An 18,456-nucleotide genomic window follows, 5' to 3' on the forward strand; every position below is an offset into this window, starting at 1 on the left:
ACCCGCTACGACAAGACCGCCCAGTCCTACAAAGCGGCCGTCACCCTCGCATCAATCCTGATGTGGGCCTGACACTTTGACGACAACTCCTAGGGGTTAGGGAAGGGACACCCGGCTGAGCCCGGCCGTCCGCTCGTGGTCCGCGTGGGTGAGTCCGGCTCCCTCGCCGAGGTCTGCGCCGACGGCCCGGGGGCCTTCCCCGGTACGGAAGAGGCCCGCGAGGAAGGGGTACTGGACCTCGCCGGCCTCGCCATCGCGGAGCGGGCGCTGGCCGCACTCGGCTACGTGGGCGTCCCCGGGGACTGCTGGAGAGCGGCTGCGAGAGCCGCGGCGCACTGGAGCACTTCGGGGCGCGGCGTACTTGGCGGGCGCGGTACTTCGGCATCACGTGATCCGCCCGCCCGGCAGGGACACACTGGCCGATTCCGAGGTCCGGATGCTGGGAGTGGTCAGGGGGCTGGGGCGGATGACGGTGGGCCAGACGCTGGCGGAAGGCGGCACCCCGCAGGGGGATGCCGCCTTCGGGCTGCTCCGGTTCCGCTCAGGCGGCGTGGCGGGTCGTGCGGCGGCGTACTGCGGCGGCGGTGCCACCGGCGACGATCAGCACGGCAGCCGCACCCGTGATCGCCGCGGTGTTGATGCTGGTCGACGCCCCCATCGGCGCGGACAGCACCTTCGTCGTCATCCCATCCGACGAAGAAGCCTCACCGCCGCGCTTGCCGCAGGTCTGATTCTCCGTCGGCAGTTTGCCGGTAGCCAGGTACCTGTTGACCTCGTCGTCCACGCAGGCGTTGCCGTAGCGGCCGAAGAGGGCGTGCCGGTTGGCGCCGTTGAGGGTGAGCAGCTTGGAGCTGGGCAGTTGCTCGTGCAGGGTCATGCTGCTCTTGTAGGTGGTGCGGGGGTCGCCGGTGGCGGCCACGATCAGTACGGGGGCGTCACTGCGGACCTGGGTGGGTTTCTCGTGGGGGCGGTCCCAGAAGGCGCAGGGGCCGATGTTGTTGGTCATCGGTCCGAACACCGGGTGCGCGGCCCGGCTGCGCTCGATGTCGCGCCAGTAGACCTCGGGGTCGCGCGGGGCGGCCACGTCCCCGCAGAGGATCGCGGCCTGCACTCCCGACGGTTCGGCCGCGCCGTGCAGCAGGTAGCGCAGCGTCGCGGCGAACTCCGGCGAGAGCGGCGTCGGCGCCGTGCCCTGTGCGGCCCTGCTCAGCACGGCCAGCTGCTCGGCGAGGAACGCCCGGGTCGGATCGGTGTCGTCCCCGATGCTGGAGTAGAGGAGGACTGGCACCTGGGTGTCGTCGATCCGGAAGGCGTCCAAGCCGGTGCCGACGGTCAGCGGACCGCGGGCGGACGCTTCGAGGACGCGGTCGACGGTGGTGAGCACGTGGGCGCGGGTGTGGCCGAGGCCGTAGGCGGCGTCTCGGTCCGCCGCCCACGCGGCCCAGGCGGACAGCGCCTTCTCGCTCGCGCGCTCGGTGCCCTTCGTCAGGCGGGGGCCGTAGTCGGCGGGGGCAACCGCGCCGTCGAGCACGACGCGGTCGTAGCGGCCGGGGAACATCTGGGTGTAGACCGTGCCCAAGTAGGTGCCGTACGAGTAGCCGAGGTAGGAGATCTTCCGCTCGCCGAGCGCGCCACGGACGACATCCATGTCACGGGCCGTGTTGCGGGTGCTGATGTACGGCAGCACTGAGGCGTCACGGGTGCGGCACTTCCTGGCAAGCCCCTTCTGCAGGGCGACCTGGCGGTCGAAGCCTGCCCGGCTGGTGCCGGCCGAGAACCAGGACGTGCCTACGGGCCAGCCGCAGTCCAGCGGGGTGCTGCGGCCGACGAAGCGCGGGTCGAAGCCGACGATGTCGTAGCGCGCGCCGACGTCTCTCATCGCCTTGCGGACGTCCGGCGGCGACTGGACTGAAGGTCCGCCTGGCCCGCCGTTGTTCAGCAGGATCGATCCGATGCGGTGGTGGGTGTCAGTGGCCTTGAGCCGGGATATCGCGAGGGTGATCGTGCGCCCTGCGGGGTGGGCGTAGTCGAGCGGCACGGTGACGTCCGCGCACTGCACACCGGCCTTGTCCAGATCGCGGCCCATCGTGTCGGCGGGGCCCGTGACGCAGCTGCCCCAGCCGAGGTGTTGCCGGTAGTACTGGTCGAGCCCGGCTCCGGTTCCGTTCTTGGCGGGGGCCTCTGAAGCTGAGGCCAGGGTGGGGGAAGTGATGAGGCAGGCGGCGAGGGTGAGGCTCGCGGCATAGGCGCGCCGCGTGGTGGGGCTGAGGATGGTCACGGGTGTCCTTGGGTTGGTGGGTACGGCCGGTGGCGCAAAACGCGGTGTCCAGGGCAGCGCGGAAGCCGGCTTCGGCTCGGTACCGGACGCCCTCGTCGCTGTGAATCCAGAAGTCCGATCAAGATCTTGTTCTGGCTGTCCGGCTGCCCGGCTGCCCGGCTGCCCGGCTATCTGACTGTCCGGCTATCTGGCTGCCTGGCTGCCTGGCTGCCTGGCTGTCCGGCTCAACCGCTTCGCCGGATATCGATCAGGGCGGACCTGCCTGGGCTGGGCACGATTTCAAGATTTCCCGTGGTCTTCCAGAGTGTTTCTGGCGGCTCTTGGAACGTCTGGTGCCTGTCACGGGTGCGCACGTTCAGCCATGCGAGGCCATGCCGGACCGATGGGGTGCTCGCGGGTCACCTGAGCGGTTCGGTCAGTCCGCCATCATGACCCGGCCGGGTTCCGGGACAGGTGCGTTCGCACGGTGCTGCGGGTGGCCGCCCTTGGTGGGCCGTGGGCGGACCGGCCACCAGATGCTTCGTCCGAGAAGTGCGGCAAAGGCGGGGACCAGCACCAGCGAGAGGACGAGCGCGGAGAGCAGGATTCCGAGCGTCATCGCGAAGGCGATCTGTTCGTTGCCCGGGGTCGTGGCGAGCGAGGCGAAGGAGGCGGCGAGGACCAGTCCGGCCGTCGCGATGGCCGGTGCCGTGTGCCGCAGCGCGCGGGCAACGGCGGCGCGGGCCGGGCCAGGCCGCTGCATTTCCTCCCGGATCCGGTCGCTGATCAGGATGTTGTAGTCGGTGCCCAGTGCCACGACGAACAGGAACAGGACGAGCGGGAGGGAGAAGCTGACGCCCGGCTTGCCGAGGCCGTGCTGGAACAGCAGGGTGGCGGCACCGAGGGTGGCGGCGAAGCCGAGCCCGACGGAGAGCAGCAGGATCACCGGTGCGAGCAGGCTGCGCAGGAGCAGCAGGAGGATCAGCGCGATCAGTGCGGCCGCGACCGGGAACACGGTCTTCAGGTCGTGGTCGACGGCGGTGGAGATGTCGGCGTAGATCGCCGCTGTTCCGCCCACGTGTGCCGTCGTTCCGGCAGGTGTGTGCTGGGTGACCGCTGCCCGCACGGGTCCGGAGGCCAGGTCGCGGGCCTGCTGGCTCTGCGGGTCCGCGGTCGGGTAGAGGTCGATCCGGGCGGCGCGGTGGTCCTTGTTCAGGACGGTCCGTGCGACCTGGCCCACGCCCTTGACCTGGGTGAGAGCACGGGAGAGGCCGTCGAGCCGGCCTGCGGTGAGGGTGCCGCCGTCCGTGGCGGTGACGAAGACGCTCGTCGGGTCCGACACTCCGGCCGGCAGCGCACGGGATATCTCGGTCGCGGTAGCCGCCGCGGGGGTCTTGGCAGCGCCGTTGACCTGGCCGTATTCCATGCGGATCCCGATCAGCCCGGCGGCCAGCGCGGCAAGCAGGGCGGCGGAGGCGGCCACCATCGTCAGTGGCCGTCGTGCGACCAGAGCCCCGAAGCGGGCGGCACGGCCTCCGCCGGACTCCTCGTCAAGGGCCTTGGAGGGCCAGAACATCTTGCGCCCGGCGGCCGCGAGCAGCGCTGGCAGCAGGGTGAGGCTGCCGAGCAGCATCACCAGGACCGCGACGGCGATGGCGGGGCCCAGCGAGCGGAACTGGCCGAAGGCCGCCACGCCCAGCGTGGCGAACGCGGCCACGATGGTCAGCGCCGCCGAGGTGATCGCGGTGCCCACCCGGCCCGAGACCTGCCCGGCCGCCTCGCGGGCGGACTGCTCCGGCCGGGCGCGCAGTTGCTCGCGGAAGCGGAACAGCAGGAACAGCAGGTAGTCGATGCCGATGCCGAGCAGGACCACGCTGATCAGATCAGGAGTGCCCGCGTCGAGCTTGCGCCCGGTGAGCAGCGCGGCACCCGCGACGGCTCCCCCCGCCACGCCGATGATCATGGCTACCGCGACCAGCGGCAGCAGGGCCGCCAGCACGCTGCGGAACACCAGCACGTTGATCAGCAGGATGAGCCCCATGAGGAGAGCGCCCCCGACCTTCGCGGCGGTCTCGTGGGAATCGGCGGTGTCGACGGTCCCGGCGAGACTTCCGGTGAAGCCGGTGCGCATCCCCGCCTCGGAGAACTGTGTCCGGGCGGCGTCCCGGAAGGCCCGGTAGACGCCCTGGACCCCCTGGTCCGCAGGGTTCCCGGTCAACTCGGCGGAGAGCAGTTCGAAGCTCCGGTCGGGTGCCACCATCGCCGGGGCGATCCGGGGTGTCTGGGAGCGGTCCGGGACCAGGAATGTCGGTCCGTCGTCCTGCCTGGGCATCATCACCCGGCGCTGCGCCAGCTTCGCCGCCTCGGCCTCGACCCGCTTCTGGTCGGCGGGGCTGAGAGCCTTGCCGTCGGACCGGGCGACCAGCATCGTCACGGTGGTGGCGTCGGGGTTCGCCCCGAACTGCTCCTCGGCGATCTCCAGGGCGGCGGCCGAGTCGTAGCTCCCGGGCAGGAAATCCCCGGTCTGGTTCTGGGTGACGCGGCCGATCAGTGTCGGGGCCAGGGCGCTCAGCACGACACCCAGCACCGCCCAGAGGGCGATGACTTTCCACGGGTGTCTGGTGGAGTATCCGGTCAGGGCGCGGATCACGATGTCCTCCGGCGGACGGACTTGGATGCGGACGTCTGCCGGGGGCTCCCGGCCGGTATCCAGACGATCACCCCGAGGGGCCGGGAAGCGTCCTGGCCACGGATGATCCTGGCCTGGGCCCTGGGTCCTGCCCCGGCCAGGGACCAGGACCCAGGGCCTGGTCACGATCCGGGTCATGGTCCTGGTCCTGATCCGGGTCCTGATCCTGGTCACGGGCTGCGAACTGCCGTCGGCGGCGCGGCCACTGCGGCTGCTGTGAAACCCTGTGCCGAGGGCAGGGAGGCCGGACACAGGGAGAACAGGCATGCGCACGCGGCGACACATCGGGCCCGGCGATGCCCGGGAGCCGCTGGGCATCGACAGCGCCGGGCCGCCGTGGTCCCGTAACGACGCACTCGTGACCGGCGGGGCCTGCGCGATGAACCTGCTCAGCTACGTGTTCTTCGACGACCCCGACGGCCGGTACGCCGTGAGCGTGGCCGGGTTCTTCCTCGTCGCGCTGGCAGCCCTGCCGCTGCTCGTCCGGCGCAGCCACCCGGTGGTGGCGCTCGCTGCCGTACTGGCACTCGATACGACGGCCACCCTGACCGCGCCGCTGCCCAGGCACTTCGGTGCCGTCCTGCTGGTCGCGCTGTACTCGGTCGCCAGGGCCCGCGGCGGCCGGGTGACAGCGGTCGCGGCCGTCGCGACGGTGTCGCTGACGCTGCTGAGCCAGAGCCACGGCCGGATTCCGCCCTGGCAGGATGCCGCTGTCACGCCCCTCTCCGCCCTGATCGTCGTCGGCACCGCCATGGCGGTCAACCGCTGGCAGCGGGAGGTGGCGGCGAACCGCAGACTTCTCGCCGACCGTGCGGTGGCCGACGAACGCCGCCGCATCGCACGGGAGCTGCACGACATCGTGGCCCACCACATCACCTCCATGCAGCTGATGGCTGGCGGAGCCCGGGCCAACCTCGCCCGGCCGGAGGTGGTCCGGGACGCCCTGGTCACCCTGGAGTCCTCCGGGCGGCTCGCCCTGCGCGAGATGCGCCAGCTCCTCGATGTGCTGCGGGCCGGTGACGAACCGGAGTCCGCGCCGTCGCAGCCCCAGCCGGGCGTCGACGACCTCGACCGTCTGGTGGCCGAATCCCGCCTTGCGGGACTGCCGACCGAGTTCAGCGTCCACGGGCCTCAGCGTCCGCTGCCGCCGACCGTCGGCCTCACGGTGTTCAGGATCATCCAGGAAGCCCTCACCAACGCCCGCAAGTACGCGGGGCCCGCCCGCGCGTCCGTACAGCTGACGTATCGCCAGGATCGGGTCACCGTCGAAGTGCGGGACGATGGTGGGAGCGCACCGCCGCAGGAGGGGGCGTCGGCGGTGGGCCCGGGTGGTTACGGCCTGATCGGCATGCGCGAGCGCGTCGCCCTGCACGGCGGCACCCTCAGCGTCGGCCCGCTGGCCGACGGGGGGTTCGCCGTGGTCGCCGACCTGCCGCTGACCACGGACGACGCGGCCGTCCAGCACGAGAGGGCACATCGATGAACGGAAACCGACCGAGCGCACCGAGGATCAGGGTACTGATCGCGGACGACCAGCCGCTGGTCCGGCGCGGCCTGTCGCTGATCCTCTCCCCCGACCCGTCCTTCGAGGTCGTGGGAGAGGCCGAGAACGGCGCCCAGGCCGTCGCCCTCGCCCGCCGGCTGCGCCCCGACGTCGTCGTGATGGACATCCGCATGCCCGTCCTCGACGGGGTCGGCGCGACCGGGGAACTCGCCGCCGCCGTGCCCGGCTGCCGGGTCCTGGCCCTCAGCACCTTCGACATGGACGAGTACGTCGTGGGCGCCCTGCGCGCCGGAGCTTACGGGTTCCTGCCCAAGGACAGCTCGCCGGAGGACCTGAGCGCGGCGATCCGCACGGTCCACGCAGGCGAGGCCGTCGTCGCGCCACGCCTGCTGACCCGGCTGATCTCCACCTATGTTCGGGCCCCTCACAGCGCGTCGCAGCCACTCCCCACCGACCTGGCCGGACTCACGCCCCGGGAGGTCGAGGTGTGGCGTCTGATGGCCACCGGTCTCGACAACACCGGGATCTCCCGCACCCTGGACATAAGCGTCTCCACGGTCAAGAACTACATCACCAGCATCTTCGGCAAGCTCGACGTCCGTGACCGCGCCCAGGCGGTCATCGCGGCCTACGAATCGGGCCTGGTCACCGCCCGCGCGGCAACCGCCAACCCGCCTGGCGACGAAAACGCCGCATAGCCGGGCCAGCCGGTGCGCTCACCGCTTGCACAGGGTGGTGTCGAGGAGGGCCGGGCCATCGTCAGGGCCTCCCGGGACTCCTGCACGGCCGGCTCCCGCCACGGGGCGGGTAACTCCCCGAGTTCCCGTAACCGGGCCTGCCCGGGGGTGCCCCTATCTCGTTGGTCAAGGTGAAAGGGTGCTGGTTCAGGGCGTCTGGAACGATGTGTTCCGTGGATGCGGATGAGGCAGTGGGCGGGGACGGACCGGAGTGGACGGGCGTGGTGAGCGAGCGCCTGCGTTGCTGTGTCTGTGGTGGGCCGACAGATGGTGCCGAGGACTACGTGCTCGTCGAACTGACAGCACAGTTCTCTGGCACGCGCCAATGGCTGGGTGCGCATGCGGAGCACCTGAACTCCGTATGGGCAGAAGGGTTCTCCGTGGAGGTCCACCAGATGTAGGGGCTCGCTGACGGGGCTTGGTGCCGTTGCATCGCTCCGGATGTCCGGGGTTCGCAGAAGGTTCCGTCGCGGAGCATGGCGAACAGGGCGTCGGCCCCGGCGTCTGGCCAGGCAGAGCAGGTCCTGTGTGTGGTGTGTGCCCTGGGCGGTCTTCCTGTCGTAGTAGGTCCGGGAGGCCGGGTCGCCCAGCGCGGCGAATGCGGAGAGGAAGAAAGCCCTCTTGAGCTGCTTGTTTCCCCTCCGGGAGGGTTGTTCGCCTCGGATCGAGGACCCGGAGCTGCGGGTTGCCGGGGCAAGCCCGGCGTAGGCGGCGAGGTGGCCTGCGGTCGGGAAGGTGCTGCCGTCGCCGACCTCGATCAGGATCCGGGCCCCGGTCCTGACGCCGACGCCCGGCATGGACGTCAGGCGTTCCCGACGCGCGTCTTCACCGTCTCCAGGCCCACCGTGAACGACTGCGCGATCTCCGGGTCGGACAGACCGCTGGCCATCAGGCGCAGCGCCTCTTCCTCCCGGCCGTCAGCGCCGCCTGCGGCAGTGCCGCGGTGGAGCCCGGCGGGCCGGGCTCACCGCAGCGTCCCGCCGTCGCCGTCCTTGCCCGGCCCCCACCGCGTCCGGGCCGCGCAGCGGGTGCGGGGCGCCAGCGGCCGGGACGATGGTGGTGAAGCTGTAGCGCCTGGGCAGGTTCAGGTCGCGGTGCTTGAGCCGCGGTCCTGCCGGGCGGCGGCTCGCTCCAGCTGGGCTGTGATTCCGTGCCGGTCGATCTGAATCCAGTACTCGGCGATCAGGCCGTCCTCGACTCGATAGACCGCACTGGTCATCGCGGTGATCTGCGCACCGGTCGGCGGAAAGTGATCGATGGATCCGACATGTCGTCCGGTCTGCGTCCAGCGGGCGTAGACACGATCGCCGTCGGCGATGAGTTCGTCCACGGTCAGCGTGAAGGGGCCGTAGGCGTCGAGCATCTCCTGGACGTGCTCGGCGTACTGCCGCGGTGTTCGCTCCACGACCACCGGCGCCTCCGAGACGATCTGGTGGGCGTGGACCCGGCTGGCCATGAAGCGGTCGGCCTGGCCGGGGTGCAGCCCCGATCGCACCTGCAGCAGGAACTGGTGGACTGTGTCTTTAGCGCTGGTCATCGGACAATTCTGGCATCCTGTTCATGCCGCGTGAGCCTCGGGGCGTTCGACGAGGTGGCCGCGTCCGAAGCGGGCGCGGCCCGGAATGCGGTGGCCGGGCCGAATCGTCTGGAACGCGCGGCGGCCAGCCTGGTCACCAGCGCCCTCCAGTACGGCGACGGCGCTGTCGAGATCCGGATACGGATTCACGTCCGCGACCACGGCCCCGGCTTCCCGCCCGATGTGCAGGTGGCGTTAATGACCGTGATGTCGGTGGTCAGGAGGTCGGTGGCCTGGCGGTGGGTGTGGGCGCGGCAGGTGGCGGTGCCGGTCTGGGGGCGCGGAGATCGGGCCGGGGGAAACGTTCACCTTGCGCCCCCCGGGGGGTTGCATTCGATGGGGTTTATGAGGGCCGTGACCAGGGTTTCGGGTGAGGCGTGGTGCCGTGCTGTGCCCGTACCGGGAAATGACGACACTGACGTGCCCGCCGCCGACGGCCGACCACCTGTCAGGGCGGCCGGCCGCCGGTGGCGGGCAGGTGGAGGCGTCAGAGAATTGTGTCTGGTCCTACGGGGCGACCAGTACGCGGCCCAGTGGCGCACGGCTCTCCAGCAGCCGGTGCACCTCACTGGACTCGGTCAGTGGCAACCGGGCGTGGACCGCTGTGCGCAGCAGCCCCTGGGTCACGTACTCGGTCAGTTCAGCCAGCTCCCTCGCGGTGCGCTCGGCGTCGGCCGCATGCGCGGCCAGGAGGGAAAACCCGGTGACGGACCTCAGGGCGAAGAGGCTGGTGACGGGGATGCTGCCTAGCTCGCCGCTCGCGGCTCCGTACGTCACCAGACGCCCGTAGGGGGCCAGTACGTCCAGGCTGCGGTGCAGGATCTCGCCGCCGACCGCGTCGAGGACGACGTCCACGCCGCCGGGTGCGGCCGCGCGGATCTGCTCCGGCCAGTCCTCGTCGGTGTAGTTGACGCCGGTGTCGGCACCGTGGGCGCGGGCGAAGTCCAGCTTGGCGGCCGTGCCGGCCGTGGCGATGACCCTGCCCGCGCCCAGAATCTTCGCGAGCTGCACGGCGAGATGGCCGATGGTGCCCGCGGCGGAGTGCACCAGTACGGTCTCGCCCCGCGTCAGCCGCCCGGCGCGCAGCACGCCCAGGGCCACCGGTGCCGCCATCGGAAGTGCGCTGGCTGTGCCCGCGTCGAGCCGGTCGGGTACGGGGACGAGGTGCTGGGCGTCAGCGAGGACGAGGTCGCAGAACGCGTCCTCGGAGGCCGTGGCTATCCGCTGCCCGATCAGGACCGGATCGGCGTTCGGCCCGACGGCCTCGACCGTGCCCACCACGTCGCCGGTGAGGGACCTGGGTAAGGGCCGGGAGTAGAGCTCGGCCTGGGCCATGCCGCGCCGGAGCTGGGTATCCACGAAGTTCGCGCCGATCGCCTCGGCCCGGATGAGCACCTGTCCCGCCTCCGGGACGGGAACGGGGGCTTCCTCCAGGGTGAGGACCTCGGGGCCTCCGTAGGAGTGGTAGCGGATACGTCGCATGACAGATCTCCTCTAACGGGGTGGTGTTCTAAACTGGACCAGCGGTCCAATTCAACCGTACTGGACCGCCGGTCCAGTTGACTACGGGTCATGGCCCCTGGGCGAGGAGAGAGCTGATGACGGAAGGCCGCCGCGAACGCGCCGACGCGGCACGCAATCGGCGCGCGATCCTGACGGCCACCGAGCGCCTCCTCTCCGAACACCCGCCGGAGCAGGTCTCGATGGAGCGCATCGCCGCCGCGGCCGGGGTCGGGAAGGGCACGGTGTTCCACCGTTTCGGCAGTCGGGCGGGCCTGATGCGAGAGCTGATGCTGGAACGCGCGCACGCCTTGCACGAAGCGGTCACGGACGGCCCGCCGCCGCTGGGACCGGGCGCCCCTCCCAGGCAGCGGCTGCTGGCCTTCCTCGACGCGGTCGTGGACGTGGTCGGCCGGAACAAGGGTCTGCTGGCCGCTCTCGGCGAGGCCGCGGCAGTCCCCCGCGACGTCCAGGAGGACTCACGGGAACAGCATTCCGTCTACGGGCTCTGGCACGGCCACATCAGCGCGCTGATCACCGAGGAACGTCCCGCCCTGGACGCCGAGTTGCTCGCGCATGTCCTGCTTGGCTCACTGCAGAACGGGCCGATCGTGCACCTGCTGGGGCAGGGCGAGACCCAGCGGCTGGCACGGTCGCTGCGGCTGCTGGTCACCGGCGTGCTGGAGGAATGACGGCCTGCCAGGGGCCGCGCCGCGCAGGCCCCGGACCGGAGAGTCGAGCGGGCAGAGCGGATCGGTTGAGCTGAGCCATGGGCTCGCGGTGGGCCGCGCGGGAGGCGTCGGCCCGTAGCGCCGTCCCACCCTTCCGGCACCGCCGCAGTGAAGGCGCGCACCTCGCCCCGGCGGCTGGACCGGTCCGCCGCAGGTCGCGGTGATCACCGTAGGGGCTCTGCCGCGGCACATCCGGCATTCGCTGCGGCAGGCGCGAAAGCGTCTTCGCGATCGAGCACACGACCGACTGCGGTTCTACTGGGCGGACTTGAGAGGAGTGGACGGTCAGTGCCCGACGCCGGCCAGGTCTGGCGCCAGCACGCCTGCCCGGATCACGCCCCCAGATCCTCCGTCACGGGCAGGCACTCGGCGAGCAGGTCGACGACGTCGCGCCAGGCTCGCTGCGCGTGCCGCGGGTGGTAGCCGACGCCGGGGACCACGGGGTGGCCGACCGGCGGGTGGTGGAAGGCATGCAAGGCGCCGCCGTAGACCGTGAGGCGCCAGTCGACTCCCGCGGCCTGCATCTCAGCGGTGAACGCGTTCCGTTGCGCGGGCGGCATGATCGGGTCTTCCGACCCGACCCCGGCCCACACCGGGCAGCGAATGCGCGCCGCTTCGCCCGGTCGGCCCGTGGTCAGTGCGTTGACTGTCCCGATCGCGCGCAGGCTGACGCCGTCGCGTCCGAGTTCCAGCCCGACGGCGCCCCCGGTTCCGTAGCCGACGGCGGCGATCCGGTCGGGGTCGGTCCGCGGTTCGGCGCGCAACACGTCGAGCGCCGCGTGGCCGATGCCCCGCATCCGGCCGGGATCAGCGAGCAGTGGCATGCAACGGGCCAGCATCTCCTCGGGGTCACTCACATAGCGCCCGCCGTGAAGATCGAAGGCCAGCGCTACATACCCCAGCTCGGCGAGAGCATCGGCCCGGCGGCGCTCGACGTCGCTGAGCCCGGTGCCCTCCGGCCCGAGCAGCACCCCGGGCCGACGGCCGGCACCGGCCGGGAGCGCGAGGTGCCCGGTCATCGTCAGACCGTCAGCCGGGTACTCGACCGTACGCGTCGTGATCGTCGTCATCGTCGTCATGAGACGGACTGTAGTGATCGTCGGACTCGGTCCGGCGGTGTTCTGCCGCTGGCAGAACAGGCCCGCTGAGCAGCGCTCATGCGTCGTGGATGCCCGTACAGACCGAGGCGTTCACCTCGGTGCGGACTGTCGGGGCCACCTTGTCGAAGGTGAGAGAGGCCACCGGTCCGGCCGCAGTGGCAGCCCTCATGACATCGCCGGTTGCGGGGCGCCTCTGACGGAGCGCGGCACCTGGCACAGGCTGGTGTGCCAGGGTCACTGCCGGGCTTTCACGTCGCACGCTCCTGCCATCGGGCCTGTCTTGCGGCTGGGTGCCAACAAGCCGGGTGGTCCGGTGGATCCGCCGGACGAGCTGGCCGTGCGCCATCCCGTTGCGGATCTGCTGACCATGGTCCAGGTACGCCGCCTGCCGGGCCGTCAGGACCCGTCGGCCGCTCCCTGCTTGATGAGCCCGTGCGGCGGCCTCTTGCCCGCGTCCTGTGGCCTTCATCGGCGCGTACCCGTTCACGATCCCTCGCGTCCGGTCCACCACGGCCAGCCGCTGCGCCCGCTCACGCGCCATACCGGCACGTGTGCCCTTCCGCGCGACCGCCGGTTCCGGGATACGAGGGGGCCTCCTCCCCGCGGCTGTCGCGCGGGAAGAGGTGCCGTTGTCTGGGACGGGCTGCCCATGACCACTGGCCTGGGCAACCGGTGGATCAGCAGCACCGGGGGCTCACGCCTCCGGGTGATCCTGCTGAGCCCGGCGGTACGACTCGCCTGCTGGCCCTGACGGTGCACAGGCGCCTCCGGCCGGTACAGGCTCCGGTCGACGTGTGCGAGTCCGGCTGGGATCAGCCTTCTTCCGGCCCGTCCAGCTCCCAGACGTGGAGGACGTCGCGGCCCGGGGACAGCGTGGTCCAGGCGCCGCCGCCCAGTGCGGTCGGCTCGCAGGAGACCGGCAAGGGGTAGTCGACCGGCACGAATCCGCCTGGCCCCGTGGTGTCGACCAGCCAGTGACGGCCCTGTCCCCACTCGTCGTCGCTCTCGGTGGTCGAGACGAGCAGGGTGTTCTCGTCGAGAAAGCCGCCCGCCCAGTCCCAGCAGGCCTCCGGCCCGTCCTCGTCGTCGGCGGGAGCGCCGGGATTCGGGGGGATCACCGTCCCGGCTTCCCACTCCAGCCCGGCCACCACGGAGCCACGGGAATCCCGTACGGCGAGGGAGTTCTGGTCGTGGGAGACCGTCATGAGCCGGTCGCCCGAGGGGCTGAGGTCCAGCAGGCACAGATCGCCGTCCAGACAGTCCACGGCCAGTGCGTTCCCGTCCCACCTGCCCCAGCGCAATGGTGCTCCGTCCTGCCCTTCGCCGATGCTCAGCCCCATCTGGTGGGGATCGGCAGGGTGGGGAAGGTGGAAGCTCCCTGCCGCCGCGGCTTCGGCGTCGGCCCGCGCGCGCACCTGCCCGCTCCCCGCGTCGATGACCAGCCACTCGTCGACCGTGTCGGGGCTCAGCTCGCCCCCGGGCAACGGGCCGCGCACATGGGCCCAGACGAGCCGGCCGTCCGCGGAGAAGCCGACGGATCCGCTCTCCGGGTACCGGTGGTCCTGCCGACTGGCGTACTCGGCGTACGACTCGTGCGATTCCCGGCACGCGCCGGACCAGCACCCGTGGCGGACCTCCCAGCGCACTGCGCCCGACGGCTCCACCGCGCACACGGCATGAACCCCGGCGAAGACCGCCAGGCTCGCGTCCGGGGCCACTTCCCAGGTTCCGCAGTGACGGGGCCACGGCGCGGGGAAGCGGATGCCCGGCCCCGGGCGCGCGGCGAAGGTGTCGTCCAGGGCGCGGGCCACGACCTCGTCGTCGCATCGCTGGACGAGCATCCTGCACCCCGGCAGCCCCGTGATCTGCGGTGGACCGGCCTGAGACGGAGGCAGGAGAGCGGGGACGGTGGCACGGAGCTGGGTACGAGCGGACATGCAAATCTCCCGGAGCAGTCGGATCCAGGGAAGATTACGACGTGCCTCGGACACCGTCCGCGCGATGTGCGGTCCGCCTGCGCGCAGCGCTCTTCGGCCGCGCCCGTGCCGCCCCGGCCACCGTGGGACCGGTCAGATCGAGGCCGCCTGGGCAAGAGGCCGCCTGGGTCATCAGGGCTCCGCGGCACAGCGAAGGCCGCCGAGGGGTAGAGGACTTACCCATCAGGATGCCGAGCGGTGATCGCAACGTGGCGGCGTTCTCCAGGAGAAGAAGGCGGCGCCTTCACCGAGGAGTGCGGCGTTGTGGCTGCCGTGGTCGGCGACGCGTCCGCGGTGGGCGCTGACCGCTCCCGCTCGTATCGCTGCACCCAGCATCCGCACCGGCATCCGCATCCGTATCCGTATCCGCCTGAGTGCGCGGGCGTCCGTCCAGCCCTGCGGCCGTGGTCCTCCGGCCGCCACGTCCCAGCCGTCCGGAAAGGCGGCCGGGGCGTGGCGTTGGTCTTGCTCGCGGGCGACCTGCCGGGCGAAGCGTCACGGTCGGCATACCGGGTGACGGCGTCGGGGACCAGGCGCTGGGGTTCGCCCGGTTCCAGGGCTTCGAGCTCCCGCCGCACGGGGTGGGCGAGGCCCAGCCCGTGACGGTCGGCGAACGTCGGCCGTCAGGGGCCGCCGTGCGTGCCCCTGACGGAAGGAGCGCTCGCAGGCGCTGGTCTGTTCGCGGGTCAGGAGGGCCTGGCGGACCTCGCTCCAGCAGTCCGCGGCGCGCCGGGCCCTGTCGCGTTCGGTGTCCGCTCCGCTGGCGCCGAAGGACTTGCCGGGCCTTGTACTCCTCCCGGCGCGGGTGCATCCGTCCATGCGGGCACGGTGGTTGATCCGATGCAGATTCGATGCGAGTTGTGGCCATCGGGTGGTGGGCCGGAATGTGGCGGCGAGGCAGAGAGCCACCCGTGAAGGAGCAGTCCGCATGACCGCACTCGTCGTGATCGAACCCCCGTCCCCCTCCGTGGCGGACCCGGAGAATGACGTGGTCTTACGTTTCACGGCCGGCGACGAGGACGGCATGGAGGCGGTCTACCGCCGCTGGGCGCCGCTTGTGCTGTCGCTGGCTCGGCGTTCTCTGGGTGATAGCGCGGAGGCCGAAGACCTCACCCAGACGGTGTTCCTCGCCGCCTGGCGCGGTCGCCACGGCTACTGCCCGGGCCGCGGGCCGCTGCCCGCCTGGCTCGTGGGCATCGCGCGGCGCAAGATCGCCGATGCCCTGTCCGCCCGGACCCGGCGCACGGACCTCGCCGTCGCGGCGGCCCGTCAGCTGTCCTGCCCGCCGGACCTGTTGTGCGCACAGGACGCGGTGGTGAACCGCGTGGACGTCACCCGGGAACTGCGCGGCCTTCCCGAGGACCAGCGGCGGGTACTGTGCCTGGTCTTCTACGCCGACCTGACGCAGACGCAGATCGCCCACGCCACTGGATGGCCGTTGGGTACGGTCAAGAGCCATGTCCGGCGCGGGCTGCTGCGCCTGGCCCGCAGCCTGGAGGCCTCGGCCGGGGAACGGGCACACTGACGCTCCACACACCGTCCGAGGACGGAGCGGCCCCGCTTGCGGGGCCGGGAGGCCGGTGGCCGCCACGTTGCCCGTCACGCGGGGCCGCACCGGCCCGGACACGGCCGGGCCGGTGCGCGGCAGAGCACCCGGTTCCTGCCGGGCCGGGCGTACGGACCTTGCTCCGGTCCGCCGGAGACCAGAAGAGAGGAACACTGACCGTCATGGACTCTGCCGCGCAGCCCTCCGCCGCGCAGCCCTCCGTCCCGCCCGACGCCGGTCTGGCCACGGGGGTGCTGGCACACCGTCTCGGCGTCTCACCCATGACTCTGCGCTCCTGGGACCGCCGCTACGGCATCGGGCCCACCGCCCGCACCGAGGGCGGGCACCGGCGCTGGACAGCGATGGACGTGGCCACGGTCGAGGACATGTGCCGCCTGACGGCGGCCGGCATTCCGCCCGCCGACGCGGCCCGTTGTGCCCGCAGCAGTGCCGCGGACCGGGTCTCCACGGCGGAATCCGCCACCGCCTCCCCTCCCCCGTCGCCCGGGGGGCGTTCGCGGGCCGCTGGCGCACTTCCTCTCGGTGACGTACGCCAGGAATGCCGCGGCCTCGCCCGCTCAGCCGTGCGGCTGGACGCCCCCGCGCTCGAGAAGCGGCTCACCGCGGTCGTCGAGCGCCACGGTGTGGTGGTCGCCTGGCAGGACGTCATGGTTCCCACCCTGCACGCCGTAGGCCGGCGCTGGGCCTCCTCCGGCAACCAGTACGTGGAGGTGGAGCACTTGCTCTCCTGGCACGTCTCCACGGTGCTGCGCCGCAGCACACTGCCCGCGCCCTCCGTGGGGTCCTCGGCGGCCGGATGCGTCCTGCTGGCCTGTGTCCCCGGAGAACAGCACACCCTGGCCTTGGAAGCGCTGTACGCGGCACTCGCTCAGGAGGGCCTGCCGGTGCGCATGCTCGGAGGAGCGGTGCCCGTCGAGGCGCTCGATGCGGCGGTGCGCCGGCTCGGCCCCGCCGCGGTCGTCCTGTGGGCTCAGGAGAGCGCCCGGGCGGCCCCGGCCCTGGCGCAGCACGTTGCCGGGCTGCGCTGGGGCATGAAGGGGATGCGGCGCGGTCCGGCGGTACTGGTGGGCGGACCCGGCTGGAACCCGTCCGTACCCGTGGGCGTTCTCAGGCCCGCCGGACTGGCCCAGGCGGTGGGGGCGTTACGCGCGCTGTGCGCGACCGGGTGAGAGGGCGCGCGGGGGTGCGCCCTCTCACCGCGGGCCGCGTTCAGCCGGAGGCGGCGTCGTCGGCGTTGTCGTGGGAGAAGCACTCCGCGCGCCGCCCCTGTGCGGCGTACACGCGGGGAGTGTGGCGAGGCACCGTGCCGGGCCGGGCGGGTTCGCCGCTGCCTGGGTGTCAGGAGCGCCCCCTGGCCCGCTTGAAGCGCTCCAGCCCCTCCGCCAGGGACACGATCGGCTCGGGGTATCCGGTCTTCGAGCGCTCCTGTGCCGGAAGTTTCCACGGTTCGTGCACGGCGCCCCCCTGCACGCACGCCAGTTCCTCCACCCAGCGCCGCACGTAGTCCCCGTCCGGGTCGTATCGCTTGCCCTGGGTCACGGGGTTGAACACTCTGTTGGGGCGGGTGTCGGTGCCCGTTCCGGCCATCCACTGCCAGTTGAGCTGGTTGTTCGCCAGGTCGCCGTCGACCAGCAGGTCCAGGAAGTGCCGGGCGCCCACCCGCCAGTCCACGTACAGCGTCTTGGTGAGGAAACTCGCCACCAGCAGGCGGCCCCGGTTGTGCATCCAGCCCTCGTGGCGCAGCTGTCGCATCGCCGCGTCCACCACGGGGTAGCCGGTAAGGCCCTCCCGCCACGCCTCGACATCGGCCTCCACGCTCTTCCCGACGCGCCAGTTGTCGCCGTGTGTGCGGTAGTCGCGCGCGGCGGCGTCGGGGCGCGCGGCGAGGACCTGCCGGTTGAAGTCACGCCAGGCGATCTGCCGTACGAATGCGTCGGCCCCCGGGCCACCGGCCCTGCGGGCCCGGCGTACCGCCTCGACCGGCGACAGCGTGCCGAAATGCAGATGGGGGGAGAGCTTGGATGTGGCGTCACCGGCCAGGTCGTCGTGTCGTTCCTCGTAGGAGTCCAGACCGGAGCGCAGCCAGGCGGTGAGCCTGCGTCGGCCCTCCGTCTCGCCGCCCCTGCACAGCCCCGGCGACGTCTCGCTGACCTGTCCGCGCTCCGGCAGCATGACGGAGCCCACCTCTTCGGGCACTGTGATCGCACGCGGTGCCTCCCACACGTCCCGCAGGCCCTGTTCGGACCAGCGCCGGAAGTACGGTGTGAACACCGCGAAGTGGTCGGATGCGGCTGGCGTCACCGAACCCGGCGCCACGGCCGTGCTCACCGTGTCGTGTACGTACAGGCGCCGCCCGGCGGCTTCCAGCGCACGGCGCAGCCGCCGTTCGCGCGCGTGGGCGAAGGCGCTCACGTCGTCCGCCATGTGCACCTCGTCGGTGTCTGTCTCGGCGGCCACTCGGCATACCTGTGTGACCGTGTCGCCCTCGCGCAGTACCAGCCGGCCGCCGCGCTCCCTCAGCCGGGCGTCCAGGTCCCGCAGGCAGTCGGCGAGGAAGGCGCGCCGGTTCGGCGCGGCGAAGCACGCTGCGTCCACGGCCGGATCACGTACGAACAGTGGTACCACCCGGCCTCCGCCGTCCAGGGCCGCTCGTAGCGGCGGATGGTCCGACAGGCGCAGATCGCAGGTGAACAGGACGATCGAGGTCCGCATGGGGCTCACTTCCGCTTCAGGTGGGATCGCTCTGGGACCGCTTCGCCCCGCGGTCCGGCGGCGGATGCGGCAGGCCGCCAGCAGCTCCGTTCGGGTACGGGGCTGCC

General features: G+C 71.8%; 14 protein-coding genes and 2 pseudogenes. 6 read left to right on the forward strand and 10 right to left on the reverse strand.

Going from position 1 to position 18,456, the window contains the following annotated elements; translation table 11 throughout:
- Positions 1-541 precede the first annotated feature (541 nt).
- Entirely contained in the window at positions 542-2,278 is a 1,737-nt protein-coding gene (locus tag ACFVWY_RS29650) for an alpha/beta hydrolase (RefSeq protein ID WP_389877790.1), read from the reverse strand.
- Positions 2,279-2,693: 415 nt separating this feature from the next.
- Positions 2,694-4,907 carry an MMPL family transporter gene (locus ACFVWY_RS29655; RefSeq protein WP_389877791.1) on the reverse strand — a complete coding sequence of 738 codons (2,214 nt, stop codon included), beginning with the start codon at positions 4,905-4,907 and terminating at the stop codon, positions 2,694-2,696.
- 304 nt (positions 4,908-5,211) lie between these two features.
- On the opposite strand from ACFVWY_RS29655, the gene ACFVWY_RS29660 reads away from it, so the two are divergent.
- The 3 genes from ACFVWY_RS29660 (at position 5,212) to ACFVWY_RS29670 (ending at position 7,588) form a co-directional block, all read left to right on the forward strand.
- Positions 5,212-6,429, forward strand: a complete 1,218-nt coding sequence (locus ACFVWY_RS29660; protein ID WP_389877792.1) for a sensor histidine kinase — start codon at positions 5,212-5,214, stop codon at positions 6,427-6,429.
- Entirely contained in the window at positions 6,426-7,148 is a 723-nt protein-coding gene (locus tag ACFVWY_RS29665; protein WP_389877794.1) for a response regulator, read from the forward strand. Before ACFVWY_RS29660 ends, ACFVWY_RS29665 begins: the two co-directional genes overlap by 4 nt.
- Positions 7,149-7,360: 212 nt before the next feature.
- Complete coding sequence (locus ACFVWY_RS29670) at positions 7,361-7,588, forward strand: hypothetical protein (RefSeq protein ID WP_389877795.1); 228 nt, start codon at positions 7,361-7,363, stop codon at positions 7,586-7,588.
- Between the two features lie 41 nt (positions 7,589-7,629).
- On the opposite strand, the pseudogene ACFVWY_RS29675 reads toward ACFVWY_RS29670, so the two are convergent.
- The 5 genes and pseudogenes from ACFVWY_RS29675 to ACFVWY_RS29695 all read right to left on the reverse strand — a co-directional run.
- Positions 7,630-7,993, reverse strand: a pseudogene (locus tag ACFVWY_RS29675) (transposase); the annotation flags it as partial.
- Between the two features lie 111 nt (positions 7,994-8,104).
- A pseudogene (locus ACFVWY_RS29680) lies at positions 8,105-8,290 on the reverse strand (hypothetical protein); the annotation flags it as partial.
- Positions 8,272-8,724, reverse strand: a complete 453-nt coding sequence (locus ACFVWY_RS29685) for an ester cyclase (RefSeq protein ID WP_389877797.1) — start codon at positions 8,722-8,724, stop codon at positions 8,272-8,274. The gene ACFVWY_RS29685 and the pseudogene ACFVWY_RS29680, both read right to left, overlap by 19 nt.
- Before the next feature lie 21 nt (positions 8,725-8,745).
- A complete protein-coding gene (locus ACFVWY_RS29690; RefSeq protein ID WP_389877798.1) occupies positions 8,746-8,925 on the reverse strand; it encodes a hypothetical protein in 180 nt (59 codons plus the stop codon).
- 345 nt (positions 8,926-9,270) lie between these two features.
- Entirely contained in the window at positions 9,271-10,245 is a 975-nt protein-coding gene (locus ACFVWY_RS29695; RefSeq protein ID WP_389877799.1) for a zinc-binding alcohol dehydrogenase family protein, read from the reverse strand.
- 116 nt (positions 10,246-10,361) lie between these two features.
- Between ACFVWY_RS29695 and ACFVWY_RS29700 the strand changes: the two genes are divergently transcribed.
- Positions 10,362-10,955, forward strand: coding sequence for a TetR/AcrR family transcriptional regulator (locus ACFVWY_RS29700; RefSeq protein ID WP_389877800.1), 594 nt, complete (start codon positions 10,362-10,364; stop codon positions 10,953-10,955).
- A gap of 371 nt (positions 10,956-11,326) precedes the next feature.
- Here the strand turns inward: ACFVWY_RS29700 and ACFVWY_RS29705 are convergent, their stop codons facing one another.
- Both ACFVWY_RS29705 and ACFVWY_RS29710 read right to left on the reverse strand, forming a co-directional pair.
- On the reverse strand, positions 11,327-12,064 hold the full coding sequence (locus tag ACFVWY_RS29705) for a dienelactone hydrolase family protein (protein ID WP_389877877.1): 738 nt from the start codon (positions 12,062-12,064) through the stop codon (positions 11,327-11,329).
- 842 nt (positions 12,065-12,906) lie between these two features.
- Positions 12,907-14,031: a hypothetical protein gene (locus tag ACFVWY_RS29710; RefSeq protein WP_389877801.1), complete on the reverse strand. Its 1,125-nt coding sequence runs from the start codon at positions 14,029-14,031 to the stop codon at positions 12,907-12,909.
- A gap of 967 nt (positions 14,032-14,998) precedes the next feature.
- Here ACFVWY_RS29710 and ACFVWY_RS29715 point away from each other — a divergent pair.
- Together ACFVWY_RS29715 and ACFVWY_RS29720 are read left to right on the forward strand one after the other, a co-directional pair.
- Entirely contained in the window at positions 14,999-15,595 is a 597-nt protein-coding gene (locus tag ACFVWY_RS29715; RefSeq protein WP_389877803.1) for an RNA polymerase sigma factor, read from the forward strand.
- A 203-nt stretch (positions 15,596-15,798) separates the two neighbouring features.
- Positions 15,799-16,806 carry a MerR family transcriptional regulator gene (locus ACFVWY_RS29720; protein WP_389877805.1) on the forward strand — a complete coding sequence of 336 codons (1,008 nt, stop codon included), beginning with the start codon at positions 15,799-15,801 and terminating at the stop codon, positions 16,804-16,806.
- A gap of 169 nt (positions 16,807-16,975) precedes the next feature.
- Here ACFVWY_RS29720 and ACFVWY_RS29725 read toward each other — a convergent pair whose 3' ends face one another.
- Positions 16,976-18,349: a cryptochrome/photolyase family protein gene (locus ACFVWY_RS29725; RefSeq protein ID WP_389877806.1), complete on the reverse strand. Its 1,374-nt coding sequence runs from the start codon at positions 18,347-18,349 to the stop codon at positions 16,976-16,978.
- Positions 18,350-18,456 lie beyond the last annotated feature (107 nt).

The organism is Streptomyces sp. NPDC058195 (assembly GCF_042883525.1).
GTDB lineage: Bacteria > Actinomycetota > Actinomycetes > Streptomycetales > Streptomycetaceae > Streptomyces.